The organism is Adhaeribacter terrigena (genome assembly GCF_016623615.1).
Lineage (GTDB): Bacteria > Bacteroidota > Bacteroidia > Cytophagales > Hymenobacteraceae > Adhaeribacter_A > Adhaeribacter_A terrigena.
On sequence record NZ_JAEHFX010000003.1, the window covers coordinates 415,798 to 438,210 of the forward strand.

General features: G+C 45.9%; 17 protein-coding genes. 9 read left to right on the forward strand and 8 right to left on the reverse strand.

What is annotated here, in order from left to right; translation table 11 throughout:
* Positions 1–10 precede the first annotated feature (10 nt).
* From I5M27_RS08475 to I5M27_RS08505, 7 genes are all read left to right on the forward strand, one after another.
* Entirely contained in the window at positions 11–346 is a 336-nt protein-coding gene (locus tag I5M27_RS08475; protein WP_200505763.1) for a hypothetical protein, read from the forward strand.
* 39 nt (positions 347–385) lie between these two features.
* Positions 386–1,918 carry an MBOAT family O-acyltransferase gene (locus I5M27_RS08480; RefSeq protein ID WP_200505764.1) on the forward strand — a complete coding sequence of 511 codons (1,533 nt, stop codon included), beginning with the start codon at positions 386–388 and terminating at the stop codon, positions 1,916–1,918.
* Between the two features lie 297 nt (positions 1,919–2,215).
* Positions 2,216–4,354: an ABC transporter substrate-binding protein gene (locus I5M27_RS08485; RefSeq protein ID WP_200505765.1), complete on the forward strand. Its 2,139-nt coding sequence runs from the start codon at positions 2,216–2,218 to the stop codon at positions 4,352–4,354.
* A gap of 64 nt (positions 4,355–4,418) precedes the next feature.
* Positions 4,419–6,554, forward strand: coding sequence for an ABC transporter substrate-binding protein (locus I5M27_RS08490; protein WP_200505766.1), 2,136 nt, complete (start codon positions 4,419–4,421; stop codon positions 6,552–6,554).
* 156 nt (positions 6,555–6,710) lie between these two features.
* Entirely contained in the window at positions 6,711–6,968 is a 258-nt protein-coding gene (locus I5M27_RS08495) for a hypothetical protein (RefSeq protein WP_200505767.1), read from the forward strand.
* 81 nt (positions 6,969–7,049) lie between these two features.
* Complete coding sequence (gene gyrA, locus I5M27_RS08500; protein ID WP_200505768.1) at positions 7,050–9,614, forward strand: DNA gyrase subunit A; 2,565 nt, start codon at positions 7,050–7,052, stop codon at positions 9,612–9,614.
* Between the two features lie 53 nt (positions 9,615–9,667).
* Positions 9,668–10,819, forward strand: coding sequence for a tetratricopeptide repeat protein (locus I5M27_RS08505; RefSeq protein WP_200505769.1), 1,152 nt, complete (start codon positions 9,668–9,670; stop codon positions 10,817–10,819).
* Between the two features lie 180 nt (positions 10,820–10,999).
* Here I5M27_RS08505 and I5M27_RS08510 read toward each other — a convergent pair whose 3' ends face one another.
* From I5M27_RS08510 to I5M27_RS08525, 4 genes are read right to left on the reverse strand one after another with little or no spacing between them, the layout of a single operon-like run.
* Entirely contained in the window at positions 11,000–12,211 is a 1,212-nt protein-coding gene (locus tag I5M27_RS08510; RefSeq protein ID WP_200505770.1) for a DUF3570 domain-containing protein, read from the reverse strand.
* Between the two features lie 23 nt (positions 12,212–12,234).
* Complete coding sequence (locus I5M27_RS08515) at positions 12,235–12,453, reverse strand: DUF4266 domain-containing protein (protein ID WP_200505771.1); 219 nt, start codon at positions 12,451–12,453, stop codon at positions 12,235–12,237.
* A complete protein-coding gene (locus tag I5M27_RS08520; protein WP_200505772.1) occupies positions 12,450–13,424 on the reverse strand; it encodes an FAD:protein FMN transferase in 975 nt (324 codons plus the stop codon). Before I5M27_RS08520 ends, I5M27_RS08515 begins: the two co-directional genes overlap by 4 nt.
* Positions 13,425–13,428: 4 nt before the next feature.
* Positions 13,429–13,860 (reverse strand): thioredoxin family protein, encoded by a 432-nt coding sequence (locus tag I5M27_RS08525; protein ID WP_200505773.1) that lies wholly within the window; start codon positions 13,858–13,860, stop codon positions 13,429–13,431.
* A gap of 476 nt (positions 13,861–14,336) precedes the next feature.
* On the opposite strand from I5M27_RS08525, the gene I5M27_RS08530 reads away from it, so the two are divergent.
* Positions 14,337–16,850: a PAS domain S-box protein gene (locus I5M27_RS08530; protein ID WP_200505774.1), complete on the forward strand. Its 2,514-nt coding sequence runs from the start codon at positions 14,337–14,339 to the stop codon at positions 16,848–16,850.
* A gap of 294 nt (positions 16,851–17,144) precedes the next feature.
* On the forward strand, positions 17,145–17,567 hold the full coding sequence (locus I5M27_RS08535) for a hypothetical protein (protein WP_200505775.1): 423 nt from the start codon (positions 17,145–17,147) through the stop codon (positions 17,565–17,567).
* A gap of 67 nt (positions 17,568–17,634) precedes the next feature.
* On the opposite strand, the gene I5M27_RS08540 is transcribed toward I5M27_RS08535, so the two are convergent.
* The 4 genes from I5M27_RS08540 to msrA all read right to left on the reverse strand — a co-directional run bounded on the left by I5M27_RS08540 (position 17,635) and on the right by msrA (position 22,377).
* On the reverse strand, positions 17,635–18,402 hold the full coding sequence (locus I5M27_RS08540) for a DUF4249 domain-containing protein (RefSeq protein ID WP_200505776.1): 768 nt from the start codon (positions 18,400–18,402) through the stop codon (positions 17,635–17,637).
* A 41-nt stretch (positions 18,403–18,443) separates the two neighbouring features.
* Positions 18,444–20,789 (reverse strand): TonB-dependent receptor, encoded by a 2,346-nt coding sequence (locus tag I5M27_RS08545; RefSeq protein ID WP_200505777.1) that lies wholly within the window; start codon positions 20,787–20,789, stop codon positions 18,444–18,446.
* 466 nt (positions 20,790–21,255) lie between these two features.
* Positions 21,256–21,630 carry a phage holin family protein gene (locus tag I5M27_RS08550; RefSeq protein ID WP_234462448.1) on the reverse strand — a complete coding sequence of 125 codons (375 nt, stop codon included), beginning with the start codon at positions 21,628–21,630 and terminating at the stop codon, positions 21,256–21,258.
* Positions 21,631–21,699: 69 nt separating this feature from the next.
* Positions 21,700–22,377, reverse strand: a complete 678-nt coding sequence (gene msrA / locus I5M27_RS08555; protein ID WP_200505778.1) for a peptide-methionine (S)-S-oxide reductase MsrA — start codon at positions 22,375–22,377, stop codon at positions 21,700–21,702.
* Positions 22,378–22,413: the final 36 nt, after the last annotated feature.

Consider the following 22,413-nt stretch of genomic DNA (forward strand, 5'->3'; position numbering starts at 1 on the left):
CGCTTTTTCAATGTTAGAAGAATTTGGAAGCACATTCGCTTTCATTCTTTTGATACTGCTTTTAGTCATTAATACTTCTGATGCCTATGATTTTTTACAAAAGCCCGAAGATTATATAAATTTTTATCACTTAGATATTACCAAAAAGAATTGGAAATGGGACTATCTTCAAAATGGTATTAAAGTAACAGCACTGTCCACAGTAGGAATATTTATTTATCTCCATTCCTTTCTTAAAAAGGATAACAAAGTTTTGAAAATCCTTCGGTCCATATGTACTATAATATTATTTGGAAACTTAGCTTATGGCTATTATCAGTGGTATTTAACAGGTTTCGACCATTAATTATTTCACGACTTTTTATCGCAAAAATTATAGCATTTTATGCTTGAAAATATACTTGAAAATTTAAAGGAACTGCTGAAATTCCAGCCCGAGCATCCGATGATCTTTACTACGGCCTTGTTCTGGTTTTTCTTCGGACTGGTGCTGGTGGTTTTTCAGTTTACGTATCGCAAATTCACCGCACGGAATTTATTTTTGTTCGCGTTCAGTTTGTTTTTTTATTACAAATCGAGCGGGTATTTCTTTGTGCTCTTGCTGCTTACCACCGTGATCGATTACGTGATGGGCTGGCAGATTTTCCGGGCAAACTCAAAAGCTTCCAAAAAGTTTTTCGTCTTCATCAGTTTGTGCATGAACCTGGGCTTGCTTTGTTATTTTAAGTATTCCTATTTTCTTTCCGGGTTTTTCAATGCACTTTTCGGCACTACGTATCAGCCGGTAGATTACCTGGCTTACATGACCAACTATTTCACCAGCTCTAACCTGGATATTACGCACATCATTCTGCCGGTCGGTATTTCGTTTTACACGTTTCAGAGCATCAGTTATTCCATCGATATTTACCGCGGCATTATTAAACCCGTAGATCGGTTCCTGGATTTTGCCTTTTTCGTGAGCTTTTTCCCGCAGCTCGTAGCCGGCCCCATTGTGCGCGCTTCGGAATTTGTGCCGCAGATCTACAAGCCATACGACCTGACGAAAGACGAATTTAACCGCGCCATTTTCCTGATCCTGGCCGGCCTGATCAAAAAGATCCTGATCTCCGATTATATTTCCAGCAACTTTGTAGACCGGGTTTTTGAGTCGCCGGTCAGCTACACGGGCTTCGAGAACCTGATGAGCGTTTATGGCTATACCATCCAGATCTACTGCGATTTTTCGGGATATACCGATATTGCCATTGGGGTAGCATTGCTGCTTGGCTTCCGGCTATCCATCAATTTTAATTCCCCGTATATTTCGCAGAATATCACTGAGTTCTGGCGCCGCTGGCACATTTCGCTTTCAACCTGGCTCAAAGATTATCTCTATATTTCTTTGGGCGGTAATCGGAAAGGCAAAGTGCGGCAATACGTAAATTTGTTTATTACCATGCTGCTAGGAGGCCTTTGGCACGGGGCCCACATCAAATTCATTATCTGGGGCGCTTTGCACGGCGTGGCGCTGGCTTTACATAAAGGCTGGATGGAAATTACCGGCAGCGATGGTAAAGGAAAATCGTTTTTCAGCCGGTTATGGGCAAGAGTTTTAACCTTCCATTTCGTAGCGTTTTGCTGGATCTTTTTCCGGGCCGATAACCTCGATATTGTGAACCAGGTTTTAAGCCAGATCGCCTACCATTTCGAGCCGCACCTGATCCCGCAAATGCTGGTTGCCTATAAAGAAGTTTTCCTGCTGATGCTGATCGCCTATATCGTGCATTTTATTCCGGTACCGCAGAAAACCCGCCTGGGCGACTGGTTCGGTTATCTTCCCGATCTGGCCAAAGCGGCAATGATCGTACTCATTATTCTGGGGCTTTACCAGGTAAAAACCGCCGCCATTCAGCCTTTCATTTACTTTCAGTTCTAAGGTTCGCTTTAAAATAAACTTCGGAATATTTTTTACTTCCCAGACTTTTTGAGGCTGCAACCCTACCGTTTGGTAAATTCCAATCGGAGCCTTATCGGAGCCAATTAAAACCGGAAAGAAAATTGGTAGCCTTTGGGCCTGTAAAACTGCCCGTTCTTTTGATTGGTGCCTGACTTTTTTTGTAGTGCGCAACGCTCTTTTACGCGCCATTTCGTATAAATAAAAGCCTGGTTTTCAATTCAAAGCATTTGGATATTCCGGATTGTAGCATGAAGGCAGCGCATAAAAGAGGGGCGTATGGATATTCGGTCTGCGCATGGTTTTATTTCGGGCAGAAAGCAGGTTTGGTTTCTGGTTGGCGCAGCTGCAACGGTACTGATCGGGGTTCTTTATTTCCGGTATTTTCGGCCGCTTTACAAACCAACTTACCAGATTGGCATCATTGTAAATTCGGTTGAACTGGAGCCGGCCGATCTAAGAGCGATCCAATACATAGTAGGTGAAAAAATTAAAAGTGTGAATGCTGAAGGTGGGATAAACGGCCACTCCGTAGAAGCAATTTATTTAGACGATAAAGGCAGTCCCGGATTATTAAAAAAACAGGTAAGGCAAACCATTCAGAATAAAAAACTGATCGCTTATATTGGTTGCAAAAGTTCCCTGCGCACGCTGGCAATTGCCCCGATCCTGGCGCAGCATCAGGTAGCTTTCATTGGTTCTTTTTCCCTCACAAACCTCACTACCGCTTATCCGAATATTTACAGTTCTGAAGTGGGCATGCGGGATGTGCGGTTTGTTTTACAGGAGCTTCTGAAGAAAAAATCCGGATCAGCTGCATTTATCGGAAAAAAGGGCGATCTGTATTCGGAAGCGCTTCTTAAAGTAATGGAAGCGCTGGCTGCCAAAGAACCCGGTTTTAAGGTTACCTCCCGGTTTTGGTACCCGGAAGGCTACCGTTTTACGGCAGCCGAAACCCGGAAACTTGCCAGCGAACTCAAAGAGAAAAATGATTTCCTGATGCTTTCCCTGGAGCAGCGCAGTTCAAACCGCCTGCTGCCTGCGCTGTGGAAAGAAGGCTTGCGGATACCGGTTTTTTGCGGTCTTACCGATATTACGCAGATCAATTCCCAAAGCCCTTTTTACCGGCAAGCCGAACTGTACGACATCAACCCGGTGGGTATTCCGGGGGTGCTGAACATGCATTTACAGCAGCAACATGCCGCTTTTCGAGGCAAGATCCCTGAGGGGCCTAAGCTGGAATTTCAGCTCGGGTTTGGCGGACGCCTGGCCGATGAGATCGGTTTGTTGCAACAGGCGGCTTCTAAATCAGATTTGCCACCCGAAGCCAATATTCGGGAAAAGATCGTTGCGGGATTAAAAGCCTTTATGCCCGGCCAGCAGATTTACCGGGGCTGGTTTGCCGATTGGTATTTTTCTTCGGAACGGGCCTTTGGCGGAGAACCCTTGCTGGCCTGGAAACCGCCCCGGTTTCTTTACCCTTTGCTGGCCCCCGAGCAATACCTGCGCACCGATTCTGACAGCGGTTACCGCAAAGCGCCCGTACTTTATGCCAACCTCGACCTGCTTGATATCAGTCAGATAAACGACGAACAAGGAAGCTTCTACGCCACTTTTTACCTCGAACTAAGTTCGGTGCGCGATCTGAACATTAAAAACATTGATTTTACGAACGCCGAACGCAACAAAATAAACCAGCAGCCGCTGATAGAAGCCAAAGTAGTGCGGCGGAAAAAAGACCAGGGCGGCAACAACTTTCAACATTACCTCTATAAAGTTTCGGGAAAATTTACCTTTAACCCCGACCTGAAAAAATACCCCTTCGATGAACAGAAGTTTCCAATAACCCTGCAAACCAGCGACGCGCTGAAAACCTTCCTGGTTCAGCCGCCAGACAAAGCCTTCCGGGACACGATTTTTGAAGTTTCCGGCTGGAATTACAAGTACAATTACGTGGGCTACGACCAGGATATTATCACCGTAGACCGCAATTTCGGCAGCATGCAAAGGAATATTCCATCCTACAAATTCAGTTATGTTTACGAAATGCAGCGGGCCCGCATCGACTTCAGCTTAAAAACCCTGGTGCCTTTGCTGGCCATTCTTATTATTTCCTACCTCTCGGCTTTTATTCCACCGCGTGAATTCGAAACGCTCTGCGCAATTCAGGTTACGGCTTTACTTTCTTCCATTGCCCTTTACTTTTCTACCTATAAACCCGAAATGCAGTATGCCACCACTTCCGATAAAATCTTCATTTTCACGTATGTCATGATCACCACGTTGCTGGCTACCTCGATCCTGAAATACGTGATGTACCGGCGCAATTATTTCATCAAACGCCTCGCGTTGGTTTATCAGCGTTTGCTTTTCCCGCTCATTGTGCTGGGATTTTCCATTTTTATTCGCTGGTTATAGCTTTTCCAACAGTTTCAGTCCGGCTCTATAAACCACGAATATTCAGAAAGAAAACGGTACCCAAATGCATCTGAAAACGCCCCGGCATCTTACCCAGTTTACCGCATTCCTGTTGCTGGGAATTGCGCTTTTGGTGTTGGCCGGTACGGGTGTTTACCAGTTTTTAAAAGGCCGTTTCCGCCAGACATATACCATTGGCGTGCTTTACAATGCCATAAACCTTTCGCCGGAAGACCTGAAAGTGGTAAAATTCATGATCGATAAACAGGTAAAAGAAATTAACGACCAAGGCGGATTTGCCGGCGGCACTTTAAAGATCAAATACCTGAACGATGGGGGCAGCCGGAAAACTGCTTATAAAGTAGTACGTGAAACCATAAACGACGAAAACCTGGTGGCTTATCTGGGGTGCTGGAGTTCTACGCGAGTGCAGGCCCTGACAGAGCTGGTGGGCAAGGCCGGCGTTGCATTTATCGGGGGATATTCGGTGCCGGAAGTTGCTAAAGGCTATAACAACATGTTTAGCTATGAAACCGGGGTAAAACAAAACGCTTTTATTCTGCACGGCCTGCTTCAGGCAAAGGCCCGAAGGGTAATGGTAATTGCCAATTCTGGTGATGTTTATTCCGAAGCTTTGCTGGACGAATTGAAATTAATGCATAGATCGGATACCAGATACACCATAGTGCAGGAAAAATGGTATCCCTTGCGCTTTAAACTCTCACCAGACACGCTGCAGGCGCTGGCAGAGGCAGTAAAAGCCACTAAAACCGATTTTGTCATCATTTCGGCATACCCGGTTCATACCAGTAAAGTACTGCAAACCCTGGCCGATCATCAGCTTTACATTCCGGCTTTCTCCGCTTTTGTAGATATTCCTGAAATTGAAATGGAACCCGATGCTTATAAGCAAACTGAACTGTACGATATCAGCGTGTTCGGTATTCCGAGCGTGTTGAATTTACGGCAGCAGCTTTACCGTTCTAAGAATAAACTGGAAATGAAGCCTGACCGGAAAAGCGAATTCAGGCTGGGGCTGGGCGGTTTGCACGCCGACGCGATCGGGTTGCTGAAAGAAGCTGCCGAATTGGAAAATCACGGCGACCCGGTTGACATGCGGAAAAAGATCACCCGGGGTTTGCAGCACTACATTAACGGAGAACGGATCTACCACGGGTGGTTTTCGGATTGGTATTTTAATGAAGAACATGTTTTAGTAAGCGAAATTTTGCTTGGCTGGAAACCGGCCGGCTCCATGAACCTGCTTTTGGCGCCCCAGCAGTATGTGATCTCCGATTCTGCTTACCAACCCGCTCAGGTGCTTTATACCAACATCGATATGGTGGAGCTGAACCAGGTAAATGATGTAGATAAAACCTTCGCAGCCAGGTTCTTTCTCAGCTTGAGCTCCGTTTCGCCGGTTAACATTTCGCAGCTCGATTTTTCGAATACGGTTCGTAACGAGAACAACCATCAGCCTATTCTGGCCCTGAAACTGCTAAAAGCGGACTCTGTATCAGGAAAACCAACTATCTACAATTACCTTTACCAGGTTTCGGGCAATTTTCATTTTAAACCCGATCTGCGCCGGTACCCGTTCGATGAGCAGCAATTTACGATTTCACTGCAAACCAACAGTGCCTACAAACCTCTTCTGATGCAACCGGCCAGCCGACCTCGCCGCGATACGGTATTTGATTCGCCGGGCTGGCTTTACCAGAGTAATTACGTTGGCTCAGAAGAAGCCCTGATCGTATCCAGCAACAAATTCATAAACACACACCGGTACATTCCGAATTACCAGTTTAATTTCACCTATGTACTGAAACGCGCCAAGGTAGATTTTTTCCTGAAAACGCTTACCCCGTTGCTGGCTATTCTCATGATCACTTATTTATCGGCGTTTATTCCCATCCGGGAGTTCGAAGCTTTGGCTGCTATTCAGGTTACGGCTCTTTTGTCTGCTATTGCCCTTTATTTTTCGGCTTATAAACCGCCCAGCCAGTTTGCCAGTATTTCCGACAATATTTTCATTTTCACTTACATCATGATCACCACGCTTATTGCTTCATCTATTCTGCAATACTGGCTTTATAGCAAGCAAACGGGCCGCCGCGAAATAGCCCAGGCAGTCGGCATTTACGAACGCCTGCTTTTCCCGCTGATCGTGGTGGTTTATACGGTTTTCTTTATTTTATAATCCCTTAGTTTTGTGCCTCAAAAGGCTACCGTTTTGGGGCTGCAAGGGAGCTTTAAAAGGGTGGGGAATGAAGCAAAATAATATAAAGCAGCAGATAAGAAAACAAGCCGGAATTCGTTATTATTTAGTACTTTCGCGCATATTTAAAGCAGTTGCATGGCATTTCTCATTCATTCCCGCCCGGTACTTTTCGGGGTAATTTTCCTAGCGTTTTCAGGCTTTCTGTTCACAGGCTGTAAGCCAATGTGCCCGATTTCGAGTTGCGAAGTGCGGATGGTACACCGCCACGGCAAAGGCGAATTCCGGGGTTCGAAATGGCACAAAAAGCAGAACCCGCGCATAGGAGAGAAGCTGCCAAAGCCAACCAAAGACGGCGTGGCACCGCACCGGGATGAAAGCAAAATGCGCAAATAAAGTAGGCTAAACGTATATTTTTAGCTAACTTGCCCTCTATTACAAAACAAAGATTTACAACAAATAGCTATATCAAATTCCATGGCCGAAGGCGAACGAATAATACCTATCAATATTGAGGATGAAATGCGGGGCGCCTACATCGACTACTCGATGTCCGTAATCATTTCCCGCGCCCTTCCTGATGTCCGCGACGGACTGAAACCGGTTCACCGCCGCGTACTTTACGGGATGAGTGAATTGGGCGTATCTTACAACAAAGCATATAAAAAATCGGCGCGTATCGTAGGGGAGGTGCTCGGTAAGTATCACCCGCACGGCGACTCTTCCGTTTACGAAACCATGGTACGCATGGCCCAGGACTGGTCATTACGCTACCCGTTAGTAGATGGTCAGGGTAACTTTGGTTCTATAGACGGCGACTCTGCGGCGGCTATGCGTTATACCGAAGCCCGCTTAAAACGGATTGCCGACGAACTGCTCGCAGATCTGGAAAAAGATACCGTAGATTTTCAGTCGAACTTTGATGATTCGCTGGAAGAGCCGAGCGTAATGCCGGCCAAACTGCCGAACTTATTAATTAACGGTACTTCCGGTATTGCAGTAGGTATGGCCACCAACATGGCGCCGCACAACTTAACCGAAGTAGTGAACGGCATTCATGCTTACATCGATAACCCTGAGATCGAGATCAGTGAACTGATGCAGTACATAACCGCCCCTGATTTCCCGACCGGTGGCATTATTTACGGCTACGAAGGCGTGCGCTCAGCATTTGAAACCGGCCGCGGCCGCGTAATTCTGCGGGCCAAAGCTTCTTTCGAAACCTTGCCAAGCGGTAAAGAGCAGATCATTATTACCGAGATTCCTTTCATGGTGAACAAAGCCGCCATGATCGAGAAAACGGCTGCCCTGATTAACGAGAAAAAGATAGAAGGTATTTCGGATTTACGCGATGAATCGGACCGTGACGGTTTGCGCATTGTGTACGATCTGAAACGCGATGCCATGCCAAACGTGGTATTGAATAACCTCTTTAAATACACGCAGTTACAGTCTTCTTTCGGGGTAAACAACGTGGCGCTGGTAAAAGGCCGCCCGATGACGCTGAACCTGAAAGAGCTGATCAAATATTTTGTTGAGCACCGCCACGAAGTGGTGATCCGCCGTACAGAATTTGAACTGGCTGAAGCCCGGAAACGCGCACATATCTTAGAAGGTTTACTGATCGCGCTCGATAACCTGGACGAAGTAATTAACCTGATCCGCAGCTCGCGCGACCCGGAGATTGCCCGTAATGGTCTGATCGAACGTTTCAATTTATCGGATATTCAGGCCCGTGCCATTCTGGATATGCGTCTGCAGCGCCTTACAGGTCTGGAACGCGATAAGATCCAGAAAGAATTCGACGAGATCATGACCCTGATCGATCGCCTGACTGAAATTCTGGGCAGCGAGGAACTCCGGATGCAGATCATTAAAGACGAACTGAAAGAGATCCAGGACCGTTACGGCGATGCCCGTCGCACTTCCATCGAAATGTCTTCGGCTGATTTCAGCATGGAAGACATGATCCCGGATGAGCACATGGTTATTACCATTTCGCACGAAGGCTATATTAAACGTACGGCGCTGGTTGAATACCGGAGCCAGAGTAGAGGAGGAGTTGGTTCCCGTGGCGTTTCCACGTCTAAGGAAACCGATTTTACCGAGCACCTGTTCATCGCCAGCACCCATAATTACCTATTGTTATTTACGGAGCTCGGGCGTTTATTCTGGATGAAAGTTTACGAAGTTCCGGAAGGAGCGAAGACTTCCAAAGGCCGCGCCATTCAAAACCTGATCAACATTCCGAAAGATGATAAGATCCGGGCGGTACTGAACGTACACAACCTGAAAAACCCGGATTATATTCTGAATAACTACCTGATCTTCTGCACCGAACAGGGCGTTATTAAAAAGACTCCTTTAGAATCGTATTCCCGCCCGAGAACCAATGGCATTAATGCGATTACGATTAACGAAGGCGACCGTTTGTTAGACGTGCAAATGACCAGCGGTTCCGACGATATTGTGTTAGCATTGCGTTCAGGCCGCGCAGTTCGTTTCAACGAAGGCAAAGTGCGTTCCATGGGCCGTAACGCCGCCGGTGTGCGCGGGGTAACTTTAGCCGATGAAACCGACAAAGTGGTAGGCATGGTTTGTATCAATAACGATCAGATGAACCTGCTGGTGGTTTCGGAAAAAGGCTTCGGGAAACGTTCGCCAATTGAGGAATACCGGATCACGAACCGTGGTGGTAAAGGGGTGAAAACGCTGAACATTACCGAGAAAACCGGTAAACTGGTGGCAATTCACGGCGTGGTAGATTCCGACGATCTGATGATCATCAACAAATCGGGCATTACCATCCGTTTGCGGGTTGCAGATCTGCGCGTGATCGGCCGGGCTACGCAAGGCGTGCGCTTACTGAAACTGAATGAAGGCGACGAAATTACTTCGGTAGCTAAAATTGACGTGGAAGATAAGGCTGAGGACCTGGAAGAAGCAGTTTTGGATCAGTCGGAGCTGCCGGCCGATCAGTCGCTGAACCCGGAAGTGAACGATCCGGAGTTGTTAAATCCGGATGCGATCAGTGAAAATTAAAAAACGGTACGATTTTTAAGTATAAAACTCAACTAACCAACATAACTCTAAAAATGAAAAAAGTTGTTTTGACTCTTGTTGCCGGTTTAAGCATGCAGGTAGCTTTCGCTCAAAAAGCTATGCTTACCAGCGCTATTCTCGATTACCGCAACGGTCGTCTGGATAAAGCTAAAACGGAGATCGACCAGGCCAGCACCAACGAGAAATCGGCGGCCATGCCTAAAACCTGGTTCTACAAAGGTGAAATTTATACCGGCCTGATGGAAAGCCCGGTTTATAAGAAAAACGCCCCGGCTGATGCTTCTAAAATTGCCTATGATGCTTACGACAAATACCTGAAAATGGAGCCGAATGGTGAGTTTTCTAAAACTGCAACCACCAAACGCGATGGTCTTTACGGGGTGATCGTAAACGAAGGGGTAGCTTTTTATAACGATAAAATGTACGACAAAGCACTGGAAACGTACATGACAGCTGCCCAGATGCGTCCGAACGATACCACGGCTTACGTTTATGCCGTTTATGCGGCCGAAGCGAAAGAAGATTATCCGAAAGCCAAGGAAACGTATCGCAAACTGATCAGCCTGAACCACAAGCCGCTGGCGCATTACAAGCGCATGATCGATATCACGCAGCAGGTTGAAAAGAATAATCCCGAAACGCTGAAGATATTAGAAGAAGCCCGCGCCAAATTCCCGAACGATAAAGATCTGATGGTTTCTGAAGCAAGCCTTTTAATTTCTTCAGGCCGTGGTAAAGAAGCGATTTCTAAATTAGATGCCGCCATTGCCGCTGAAACCGACCCGAAGAAAAAATCGAACCTGTACGCAGTTTTAGGTACGCTGCACGATCAGAACAAAAGCCCGGAGAATGCCCTTGCCAACTACAAAAAAGCCGTAGAAGCCGATCCAAGCAATTTCGATGCCCAGTATAACCTAGGCGTTTACCAGTTCAACAAAGGCGCTGAGATCTACAACAGAACCACGAAAATGGATTATGCCACTTACCAGAAGCAGGGTCCTAAATTAGAAGCGCAGGCCAAAGGCATGTTCCAGCAGGCACTTCCGTATTTCGAAGCCGCGCATAAACTTGAACCAACTGACCGCGCCACCATGAACTCACTTTCTCAGATCTACATGAAACTTGGCCGGATGGCTGACGTGGAGAAAATGAACAAGAAAATGGACGAAACGAAAAAGAAATAATTTCTGAATTTAAATGAAAAAAAGGGAAGCCCAAAAGGCTTCCTTTTTTTATGCCTGCTTTTTGTAAACGCTATGTTTTTTGGTCTGAAAAATAGTTAACCCACAAAAACGCTATGTTTTAAGCGTTAAAAGTGCTGGTAGCTTTGCTCGAAAATCCTTGAAAACCGGCAAAGCGTTGGTTTATTTTACCGTAGCGGCCAGCGTAATTATATTCGCCTGTAAACCATTGGTGCGGCTGTAATGGCCATAACGCAATTCCAGTGTATTCAGATGATTGATGCCTAAAATGCCGTTCGCAGAATTGAAACGCACGTTAGTGCCAATAAAATGACTGTCGAAAGCCGATAGATCGAAATCGGAAGTATAAAATTCCTCGCTGGCCTGGTGTTGTCTGTATGGTGCAAAATAATCGGCAGCTGTCTGGGTGAAATACCGGTAAAAAGGGCTGACAGAGAAGAACGGCGAGAATTTATAGGGAACTTCCAGTTCCAGCGTATGCGCACTTATACCCCAGTCGTCAGTATAATACCTGTAAAAGCTTCGGAAGACGATCTTATCGCCGAGGAAATAATTGGACCGCAAACCGACTGGTAATTTAAAGCGGCTTTCCGGCAAACGTTCTACGTTGTGGCTCCCGTCGGTAAAATAAACCCGCTGGTACAAGGTCCCCAATTGCCCGGATTGGTACGCCACATCAGCCAGCAGAGCCACTTGCAGCCTTTTACTGATCACTTGAAGGAGCGAAAATGAGCCGTTGTAAGTATTGCGGGGTTTGGTGCCACGGGCGGCCGGGTTTTCAATCCTTCCCGTGGGCGTGTCAAAACCGCGCAATTCCACCGGATAGATCACTTTCCAGGAATCCAGAAAAACGTTGAATTTCAACCCCAGTTCCCTGTTATTATCTTCCGAAAACTTAGAATAGCTCACAAACGCGCCGGAAGAAAAATAATCGTATTCGGTCGAAAATAAAAGCCCGACACCTACGGTATAATGTTTCGGTTCGTCGTGCATGCTCCAGGATAGCGACGGATAATAACGCGTATCGGCGCTGGAAGCAGAGGAAATGGTGGTAGAATCGATTTTATCGGAAGAAGCCGAGGTGTAATGATCGATCCCCAGTTCAAGGCCAAAAGTATGCAGGCGCTGCCGGGAATCCGTTCTTAAAAAATTAAGTTGCAGCGCGTTGGCAAAATCCGTTAAATGTTCGTCGCCTTTGCCGCCCGTTACCGCCGAATGGTTGCCGTCCTGCACGTAATAACTCGATACAAAATCCACTTCGTCCAGTTTCAGTTTGCGGGATTGGTAAGCAGCAGAATCGGGCGCAGGACTTTGGGCGAAACTGCAGACAATAGAGAGGTAAAAAGCGCTGGCGCCCAGGAAAAGTTTTTGCATGGTTTCCGATACCGTTTTATAGATTAATTACAACCGCAGCCACCACCTGTTTTTCCACCGTTCGCACCTGAAGCGCCTTCGCGGTAGAGCATAAAATTCATCTCCGATTTCTGGGTTTTGCGCGCTGTGAGGGCCATTTCTGAATCGTTGAGATACATTTTATTATATTCCTTTACCGACTGGCAGGAAGAAAGCCCCAGTAAAATTGCGCCCGAAAAAAGCAAAGCGATCCGGTTTTTCATGGTGTTTTTGGGTTGTTTACGGTAATAATGGCCGAAGTGTGTACCCTGTCCTGTTCATCGATGTAAATGCAGGCAATGTGTTTCATTTGGTTTACCAGGTGCAGGCCTTTTTTTAAACCCAAAACCAGCAGGGGAGTAGCCATCGCATCGGCCAGTTCGGCGTTGGGGCAAATAACCGTAACACTTTTCAATCCCGAAACCGGCAAGCCCGTTTTAGGATCGATGGTGTGCGAATAGCGCTTGCCACCGATCATCACAAATTTTTCATAATCGCCGGAAGTTGCCACAGCGGCGTTGGTTAGCTGAAAGGAAGAAAAGGGCAGGTGCTTGGCGTTCGGATCGGCAATGCCGATGGTCCAAGGTTGGTTGTTGGGTTGCTTTCCCCAGACACAAAGGTCGCCGGCTGCGTTTACCACGCCGCTTTTTATGCCCATGGCCACCAAAACGGCTTTCGCTTTTTCGGCGGCAAAACCTTTGCCAATACCGCCAAAGCCTATGCGCATGCCTTTCTCTTTCAAAAAAACGGTATGGTTTTGCGGGTCTAAAATCATGTTGCGGTAGTTCACCAGTTTCACCATTTCGCGGGCAGTTGCCGGATCGGGGAGGGCGGTAAGGGAAGTATCGAAATTCCAGAGCCGTTTATCTACCGAACCATACGTGATATCGAACGCGCCCTGAGTCAGTTCTGAAATGCGGATGGAGCGGGCAATCAGGTCAAAAACTTCCGGATCTACTTTTACTGGTTTTATTCCAGCCATGGCATTGATCTGCGAGGTTTGGCTGGTTTCAGAAAAGGTGGTTAGCAGTTTTTCCAGGTGCTGCACTTCGGTTACGGCCGCATCGAGGCAGGTTTGGGCAAAAGTGGGATCTTCGTGCGCAACGCTGAATTCGAACCGGTTGCCCATGAGTTTAAGTACCCGCTTGTGCAGCGTGGTTTCTGTAACCGGAGAAAGCAACTGAACACCCGGCATTTTTTTACTTTTTAACTTGCTTGATCGCCTCTACAAATTGCTGCGGCTGTAAGCCCGGATTGCCTTCCCATTTTTTCAACACCTTGCCGTACTCGTCAAGCAGCAAGGTTAACGGAAACATGCCAGCTTTGTTATATTGATCAGCGAGGGCTTCGTTGTGTTTGGTTTGTTCTTTGCTGAGCTGGTTCTTCTTTTGCCGCGGAAAATCGGCATTTACCCGCACTAAATTCGCATCGGCATAAACATCGAAGGTTTGGCTTTCAAAAACTTCCCGCGTTAGCTTAATGCAGGGGCCACACCAGTCAGACCCGGAAAAATTAAGCAGGATAAGTTTATGGGATGCTTTGGCTTCGGTTTTGGCTTTTTCAAAATTGGTAAGCCAGTCCGGATTGGTGAGCAACAACAAACCGGATAGTAATATGGTGAGCAAATTCATAAGGCAGTTTTAGATGGTAAAACCATAGTGTTTCAGCGGTTCGAATGTAAAGCTTTTCTCGAGAAAGGGCTATATTCCGAAAGGCTATATTTAAAACTGATTCACTCTGAAAAAGATTCAGGAAAGGATAGAATTAGTTCAGGAGAGAATAGTTAAAATTTCTATTTATCATAATATAAATTATAGGACTTAAATATTCGGAAAACATTGCCGCTGAAAAGGCTTGAACATTTACCAATTAAGGCTATATCTTAATAAAAGTTCCAACCGCATTGAACATACTTTTGAAGCTTAAAAGGATACCGTTTTTAGTTTGCAGAAATTTCCGGTGAACTATATTCTTGCCAGATTAAAATTTAAATCAAGCTTAGAACCTACGCGCCAATTCATTAAAAATATCGGGAACAAAACCTTTTATTAAAAAATAGCTATTAAAGAGATATTCCGTTGCTGCTTCAAAAGCCGGTATTTCTTTTATGGAACTAACAGAGTATACTTCTCCTACTCCCAAAACCTACCGGCGGCTCCGTCTGGTATCCCGGATTTTATGCGTACTGGTAGTGTTAATTGCCTGCCTGACCCTGATCGGATGGCTGGTTGATCTCGATTTCCTGAAGCGCCGGCCAGATAGCGTAGCCATGAACCCTTTTACAGCACTGGGGCTTATTGCAGCGGCAATAGCTTTATATCTGAGGCAGGAACGGAATCTGAACCGCTACAACAAACAGGCCAACATGCTGGCTTATTTCATGATCGGGCTGGGAGCGCTGAAATTACTTGTATTGGTGACCGGCCTAAATTTTCCTTTCGACCAGATTCTTTTCAGCAACGAACTTTATGAATCGCGTTTCAAAATTACCAACAGCATCCCGCCCAATACCGCGATCAATTTTATTCTTCTTGGATCGGCGCTGATTTTTATTAACTATGAAACCAACGGCGGACGTCGGCCTTCGCAGTACCTGGCCATTTTATCGAGCTTGCTTGCCCTGATTTCCCTTTATGGTTACGTTTATGGAATTTCAACTTTATACACGGTTACCACCTATTTACCCATGACGCCGCAAACGGCAGCCTGTTTCCTTTTTTTAAGCGCTGGTATTTTATTTGCCCGCCCCGATAAAGGTTCCATGGCCATTGTGATCGGGGAAAGTTCCAGCCAGATCATTTTTATGCGGTTCCTGGCTTTGGTGCTGCCGCTTATTCTGGGCTGGCTGAAACTGAAGGGCGAAGAGGCTGGTTATTATTCCAAGGAAGCCGGAACTGCTATGTTTGCCGTACTGGCTTACGTTTTTGCCATGTATTTGCTTGCCCGCCGATCCGTTCTGCAGCATAAGATCCGGGAAACCAAGCGGATCGCGATGGATAAAATAAAAGAAAATGAACGCCGGTTACAGGAAATCCTGGATCATTCGGGAGCCAATATTTCCGTTAAAACAACGCTCGGGAAGTATACGTTGGTAAACAAGCATTTTGAAAAAGATTTCGGGCGCACATCCGGCAATATCCTGGGCAAAACCGACTACGATCTTTTTCCCAAAGAAATTGCCCGCGAACTGAATCAATACGACCACCAGATCATAAAAACCGGCCAGCCCGCCAGCTTCGAAGAAAAATACCTGCAACAGGACGGTATTCACACCTACATTACGGTGAAATTCCCTCTTTTTACCCAGGACCAGAAGATCTATGCGCTGGGAGCTGTTTCTACCGACATTACTCATCGCAAAAAACTGGAAGAAGAACTCCGCATCAGCGAAGAACGCTACGCCCTTGCCCTGCATGGTACAAACGACGGCCTCTGGGACTGGGACCTCAACAACAATTATCTTTTTTTATCTACCCGGTGGAAACAAATGCTTGGTTATGGCGCAGAAGAGATACCGCATACCATTGAAGCCTGGGAAGGCCTGATACACCCCGATGACCGCGAAAAAACGCTGAAAGTAATTGAGGATTATTTTGAAAAAAAGCTCCCGGTATATGAAGTGGAATTCCGGATGCGGCATAAAGATGGCTCCTACCGCTGGATGCTGGACCGCGGAATGGCCATTTGGGATGAGGCGGAGAAACCCTACCGCATGGTTGGATATCAGACCGATCTTACCGAACGCAAACGACTGGAAGAAGAACTCCGGAAAAGTCACCAGCGTTTATTCAGCATTTTAGATAACGTAGGCGAAGGCGTAATTGTGGTAGATAAAGACGGAAACCTGCTCATATTTAACCGCCAGGCCGAAGAAATTCTGGGCACCGGCGCGGTAAACGTTCCGCTGGAAGAATGGCATCATACTTACGGTTTTTATAAATCGGAGGCCCTCACCTATTTTTCATTGGAAGAGAATCCCCTGTTCAAAGCCCTGAAGGGCGAAACGGCCGATAACGTGGAAATGCTGGTGAAGAATTCCTATTTTAAAGAAGGAAAATGGATCGCAGTAACCGGCCGGCCGGTAATCGATATTTATAATGAAGTGATTGCGGGCGTGATCGTTTTCCGGGAAATTACCCAGCGCAAAAAACTGGAAAAACGCTTCCAGGAAAATGAAAAACGCCTGAAGCTGATATTAACCAGTATTGGTGAAGGCGTGATCATTATGAATACGGAAGAACAAATACTGCTCTTTAACAAAAAAGCCGAAGAACTTTTAGGAACCGGTCCCTGGGATTTACCGCTCAAACAGTGGCCCGGATTTTATGGCATTTACGAAGCGGACGGTTCTACCCTTTTCCCGGCTGAAAACCTGCCTTTAGCAAGGGCGCTTCAGGGCTTTGCCGAAGAAGAAACCGAAGTGCTGATTCGCAATAAACAATTCCCCGAAGGCCGGCATATTTTTTTAAGCGGAAAACCGATACGGGATAATAACGGCAAAATAACCGGCGCCATCCTGGACCTGAAAGATATAACCGAACAACGGAAGCTGGAAGAATACCTGAAAGAAATTCAGGACCAGTTTTATGAATTGCTAAACCAGCAAAAGCCTCCCAGGTAATAAACCATTCCGGCAAGCTCAACTTTAAAGCCAAAAACGGTATGGTTCGGGCGTTAAAAAGTATAGGCTCCGGCGGAAAAAGATTCCCGAAAATTAAGTGGCCAACGCGGTTTAATTAGCAGGTTTAACCAACTGCCGGGTAAAAAATTAAGCATGCTTGGCAGTAAAAAGTAACAGGTTTTAATTTTTGATCGTAATTCATATATAAAAATATTTAACAATTTAAATAAGGTCTGGTATTTTTTTTGCTTTAAACAAAATTCAAGTATTCATGCATCAGAAAAAATACTGCCTATGATACTGCACGCTGACCGTTATTTCGAACACCATTACGACGTTAAAAACGACCTGGTAAGCATAAACTGGCCTACCATCGAAACAATATATCTGCCCGAAATTCTTCATTCCGTAAGTATTCTGGTAGAAAACGTGGTAAATTACAACATCCGCAATTTATTGATAGATGCCAGCGAAGCAGATCTGCACGCCAGTCATGAAGAAGCCAACGAAGTGGTATTTTTACTTACCAATGGCCTGGCAAAAAGCCGGCTTGAAAAACTGGGGCGGGTAGAATCCAGTAATGCGAGCCGCGAAATAATACTCCGCCAGATGGTGTTGGAAATGAATCAACGGTATCAGTATCAGACGCGGTTTTTTCGGGATACGGCTTCGGCCCGAAGGTGGCTGGAAGCTGGTAATTCCTTTATGAACTACTAAAGAAAATCAATAAAAAAAGCCTGACTTTTGAAAGCCAGACTTTTTGGTTTTAAAACCATAGCGTTTATTATGGCACCACAATGCCGGCACTCGTTTCAGCATGTGCACTGAAATAACCCAGAGCGCCGTTCGTAAAAGTAGATTTAGGGTTAGCTGGCGAAGAACTTTGAGAATTGTCTAAACGGGATTGTTCCCGGTGAAACCGGAAAACGTATTCATCTATAGCCTGCAGTTTAACATTTACAGAATCTCCGGGGTCAAGTTCCAGGTCCATATCAATCAGGATTTCATCCACATATTTCCCGTCGTTAAATTCATCTGAAAAAACGTTTATTTGGGTAGATAGCGTATCGTTTACCCGGTACATGGCCCGGTAATAATTTTTTATCCCACCGGGCTCCTGAAACTCAAATTTCACGGCTGTCCGGCTTGGTTCAAACTGAAAAGGCTCGGTGGAGATTTTAAGAATAGGAACGGGTTGCGGCATTACAGAAATTGCGCTATAGGTAACCCCATCGATCAGCACGTTTAACACGTAGGTACGGCCGGGTACACCCATAAAATTGCTGGTCTGGTATATGCCTGGTTTGGTTTCTAAGAGATCTTCTGAATTTCCGGCGTTATCGGTGAGCGTAACTTTTGCACCGCGTACCATTGGAAAATCGTTCAGATCATTAAAACCCACGCTGCGGGAAATAATCACCGAGTGAGGCCCTGGCTGATCGCTCAGATTGGCTTCTATAATAATTCTTGGTTCGGCATCCTTCAGGTCAATATCCAGCACTTTTTCGCAGGCCGATAGCCCGAGAAAAAGCGCTAATAAAACAAAGCGCAAAACTATATGGTTTTGCTTAAAAAAAGTCAGGTTCGGTATCATTAGAATTTAAAGTTATAGCTGAAAGATGGCACCATTTTAAACAAGGCGACCTGTTTGGCTTCGGTGCGGCTTGGGTCGGTTTCCGAAGGCTCGAACTGAATGACGTAAGCATTTTCGCGGCCATAAACGTTATAAATCGAAAAACTCCAGCTCGATTCAAATTTCTCGGTTTTCTTCCGGATCCAGGTTGCGCCAATATCCAGCCGGTGATAAGCGGGCATGCGATATGCGTTGCGTTCGGTATACAGGTTTTCTATGCGCCCGTTTATCATGTATTTACCGCCCGGAAACGTAATGGCATTGCCCGTGTAATAAACGAAAGTTGAAGAAAATGTCCATTTTTCGTTCAGGTTATAGATCCCAACTATTGAAATATCGTGCGTCCGGTCTTGTTTGGCCGGGTAATAGTTTCCGCTGTTTATTTCATCAAATTGGCGCTCGGAGCGGGATAAGGTATAACCCAGCCAGCCGTTGAATTTACCGTATTTCTTTTTCAGGAAAAATTCTACGCCGTAGGCCCGGCCCTCCCCGATCAGCAATTCGGCTTCCACGTTTTCGTTGAAGGTCAGCTGGGCGCCGTCGCGGTAATCGAGTTGGTTTTTCAGGCTTTTGTAATAAACTTCGGTTGAGAATTCGTAGTGGTTATCTTTAAAATTCCGGAAATAACCCAGGGAAACCTGATCGGCGATGCCCGGTTTTACGAACGTACCGGATGGCAGCCACAGGTCGGTCGGGCTGCCGGCGGTGGTATTGGAAAGCAAATGCAGGTATTGCGCGTTCCGCCCGTAAGACGCTTTTACCGAATGCACTTCGCTTAAGATATAACTCAGTGCCAGGCGTGGTTCCGGCACCACGTAGGTTTTTACAAATTTCCCGGCACCATGCACGGTTGTATCGATCGGTTCGCCTTCAGCGTTGTTGGTATAAAATGTACCCGGCCCTAAAACGCTGAAGCTGGAAACCCGCAGGCCGTAAGCCAGGTTCAGGTTTTCGGTAAACTTATAGTCGTGCGAAACATACGCCGCATTTTCCAGGGAATACCGGTTTGGCAGTTTCCGACTGTTGATGCTGCTCGATTCGCCGGCAGAGATTGCGCCCGGTACAATTTCGTGGTGAATAGCATTTAAGCCGAATTTAACGATGCTGCGCGCATTCGGGTAATATTCAAAATCCTGCTTCAGGTTCAGATCGTTGATGCGGGAAATGATGTTGAATTTAGAAGTACCTGCATTTATGTTTACGTTATAATAGTAATTGCTGTAAATAAGCGAGGTGTTCGAAAACATTTTTTCGCTGAACAGGTGGTTCCAGCGCAGCGTACCGGTAGCATTTCCCCAATCAAAGCCGAATAGTTTCCGAAAGCCGAGCATATCTTTGCCGAAATAACCCGATAAATAGAGGCGGTTGTTTTCGTTCAGCCGGTAATTGGCTTTGGCATTGATGTCGTAGAAATAAAGCTGGGAATCGCGGATCGAGCTGTCGGATGAAAGTTTCAGGAAAATATCGGCATAGGAACGGCGCGCCGAGATCATGAACGAACCTTTATCTTTTACGATCGGACCCTCCAGACTTAGCCGCGACGAAATTAAACCAATGCCGCCGCTCACGCCAAACTTCTGGTTATTGCCATCGTTCATTTTAATATCGAGCACCGACGATAAACGCCCGCCGTATTCCGCCGGCATACCGCCTTTAAAAACCGTTACGTTCTTGATCGCATCGGAATTAAAAACCGAGAAAAAGCCCAGCAAATGCGAAGCGTTGTAAACCGGCGCTTCATCGAGCAAGATCAGGTTCTGGTCGGAGCTGCCGCCGCGCACGTAAAACCCGCCGTTGCCCTCTCCTGCCGATTTAATGCCCGGAATCAGCTGTAGGGTTTTGATCACGTCGCGTTCGCCCATTAAAACCGGGATGGTATTGATCTCGCGCATATCCAGTTTTTCAACGCCCATCTGGGTTTGCACCACATTTTCATTTTTGCGGGTGCTGGTAATTTCTACTTCCTGCAAGGTTCTTTCCTGCCCCGAAATGCCAAAATCAAGTTTAAGGTTCTGATTCAGCAAAATGGCTTTCTGATTGGGTTCGTAGCCGATGTACTGGGCCACCAGGGTGTATTTACCTTCGGGAAGGGAAAGCGAATAAAAGCCGTAGGAATTGGTTACAGCGCCGGTTGCTGGCAGTTCTTTTACCGCTACAGAAGCGCCGATCAGTTCTTCGCCGGTACGGGAATCGCGTACGTAGCCGCTGATCGTAAATTTATTCTGAGCAAAAGAAGGAAAAAAACTGATCAGAAAAAACAAGAGCAAAAGTCCTCGCCTGGCATTAACGTGAAAAGATGGTAACATGAACAAGATAAGTGAATTAAGGTGCAAAGGTGCCAATTAAAAATGAATAGAAAATAGTTTTAGCGTTATTTTATATACCGTTTTGCTTTCCCATTAAACAAAACGCTTCCTGAGCGGTTGCTAAATTTAACCTTAAGAACGTATTTTTGTTTAAAAGAAATATAAATAAATTAAACAATAAAAAATAAATTAGTAAAGATTAATTTCAGCAATAGCATTAACGATACCCCGAAGCTAAAATAGATTTACAGAATTTTTACTTTGTTTCATATTATTTTTGTGCTTCATGAACATTGTAATTTCTAAAAAGCACACTTAAACTCCGAAGCTTTTGCCGCTTTATTGCTACAACAGTTTTTCTGCCCGGAACCCTACCCTTCTGCATAAAAAAAACCTGAACTGCTTAACAGCCAGGTTTTTTAATTTTTAGTAATCAGGTAATAAATGAAGTAAAGTAAAGTTCTGTTTAATACTCCTGTTCTATTCTTTCCCGATCATCGTCGTTCATGGCACTGTCTACCAAGGTTCCGGCTGCCGCCAACGCAATTGCAACTATTAAGGCGGGCCAGAATCCATGCACTTTAAAATTATCTACCATTTTATCTACGAGCTTAATTATAACTGCCGTAACGATTAACCGAACCAAAAATTCAAGAAAAAATAAGGTTACCAGGTTGAGTGGAAACCGAATGAGCAAGCCAATGGTGGCATTCAGAATTCCGATCAGGAATGCTACCCAAAGAGCCGTTTTGAAGCTTTTTACTTCGATCTGTGGCATCATGTAAGCCAGGAGCACCAGGACACCCGCACTTACCAGCAGGTTTACAATAAATTCGATCATAGTTTTATCAGGTTTGGTTTATTCAGATTGCAGCATACGGAAGCCGAAAATTTTGGGTAATATTCCACCTCATTTTTTACCGGTTTTCTTCATCCGGCTTGCAAACTCCTTTTCAAATTTCAGCACCTTGGGCCTGGCTACGGAAACTACGTAAGGGTCTTTCGGATTCTTGGCGTAATAATTCTGGTGGTAGGTTTCGGCGGGCCAGAATTGGGTATAAGGCACCAGTTGCGTTACGATCTTATCTTTGTATTTACCGCTTTTGCTAAGCTGCGCCAGGTAATTTTCGGCTTGTTTTTTTTGTTGGGGCGAGTGATAAAATACCACCGAACGGTATTGCTTGCCAACATCTGGCCCTTGCCGGTTCAGCGTGGTCGGGTCGTGGGTGGCAAAGTGCACTTTCAGCAAGTCGGCATAAGAAATCTGCTGCGGGTCGAAGGTGATTTGTACCGATTCAGCGTGGCCGGTTTTCCCTGTGCTCACATTATTGTAAGTCGGGTTATTTTCTTTGCCGCCGCAATAGCCCGATACCACCCGCTGCACGCCTTGTAAACGCTCGAAGTACGCTTCTGTGCACCAGAAACAGCCGCCGGCAAAAGTTGCGATCTCCACCTTCCCAGCTACGTCTGCATCCAGGTTTTCAGGTTCCCTGGGTTTATCGGGCGGCGGTACTACCTGCGCAAAACAGGAAAACGGTAGCAATATTGAGAGCAAAAGTATCTGCAGGAGTCCGGGTTTTAGCTTCATAAATCCTAGCGTTTTGTTTGTTCTATTTAACCTCAT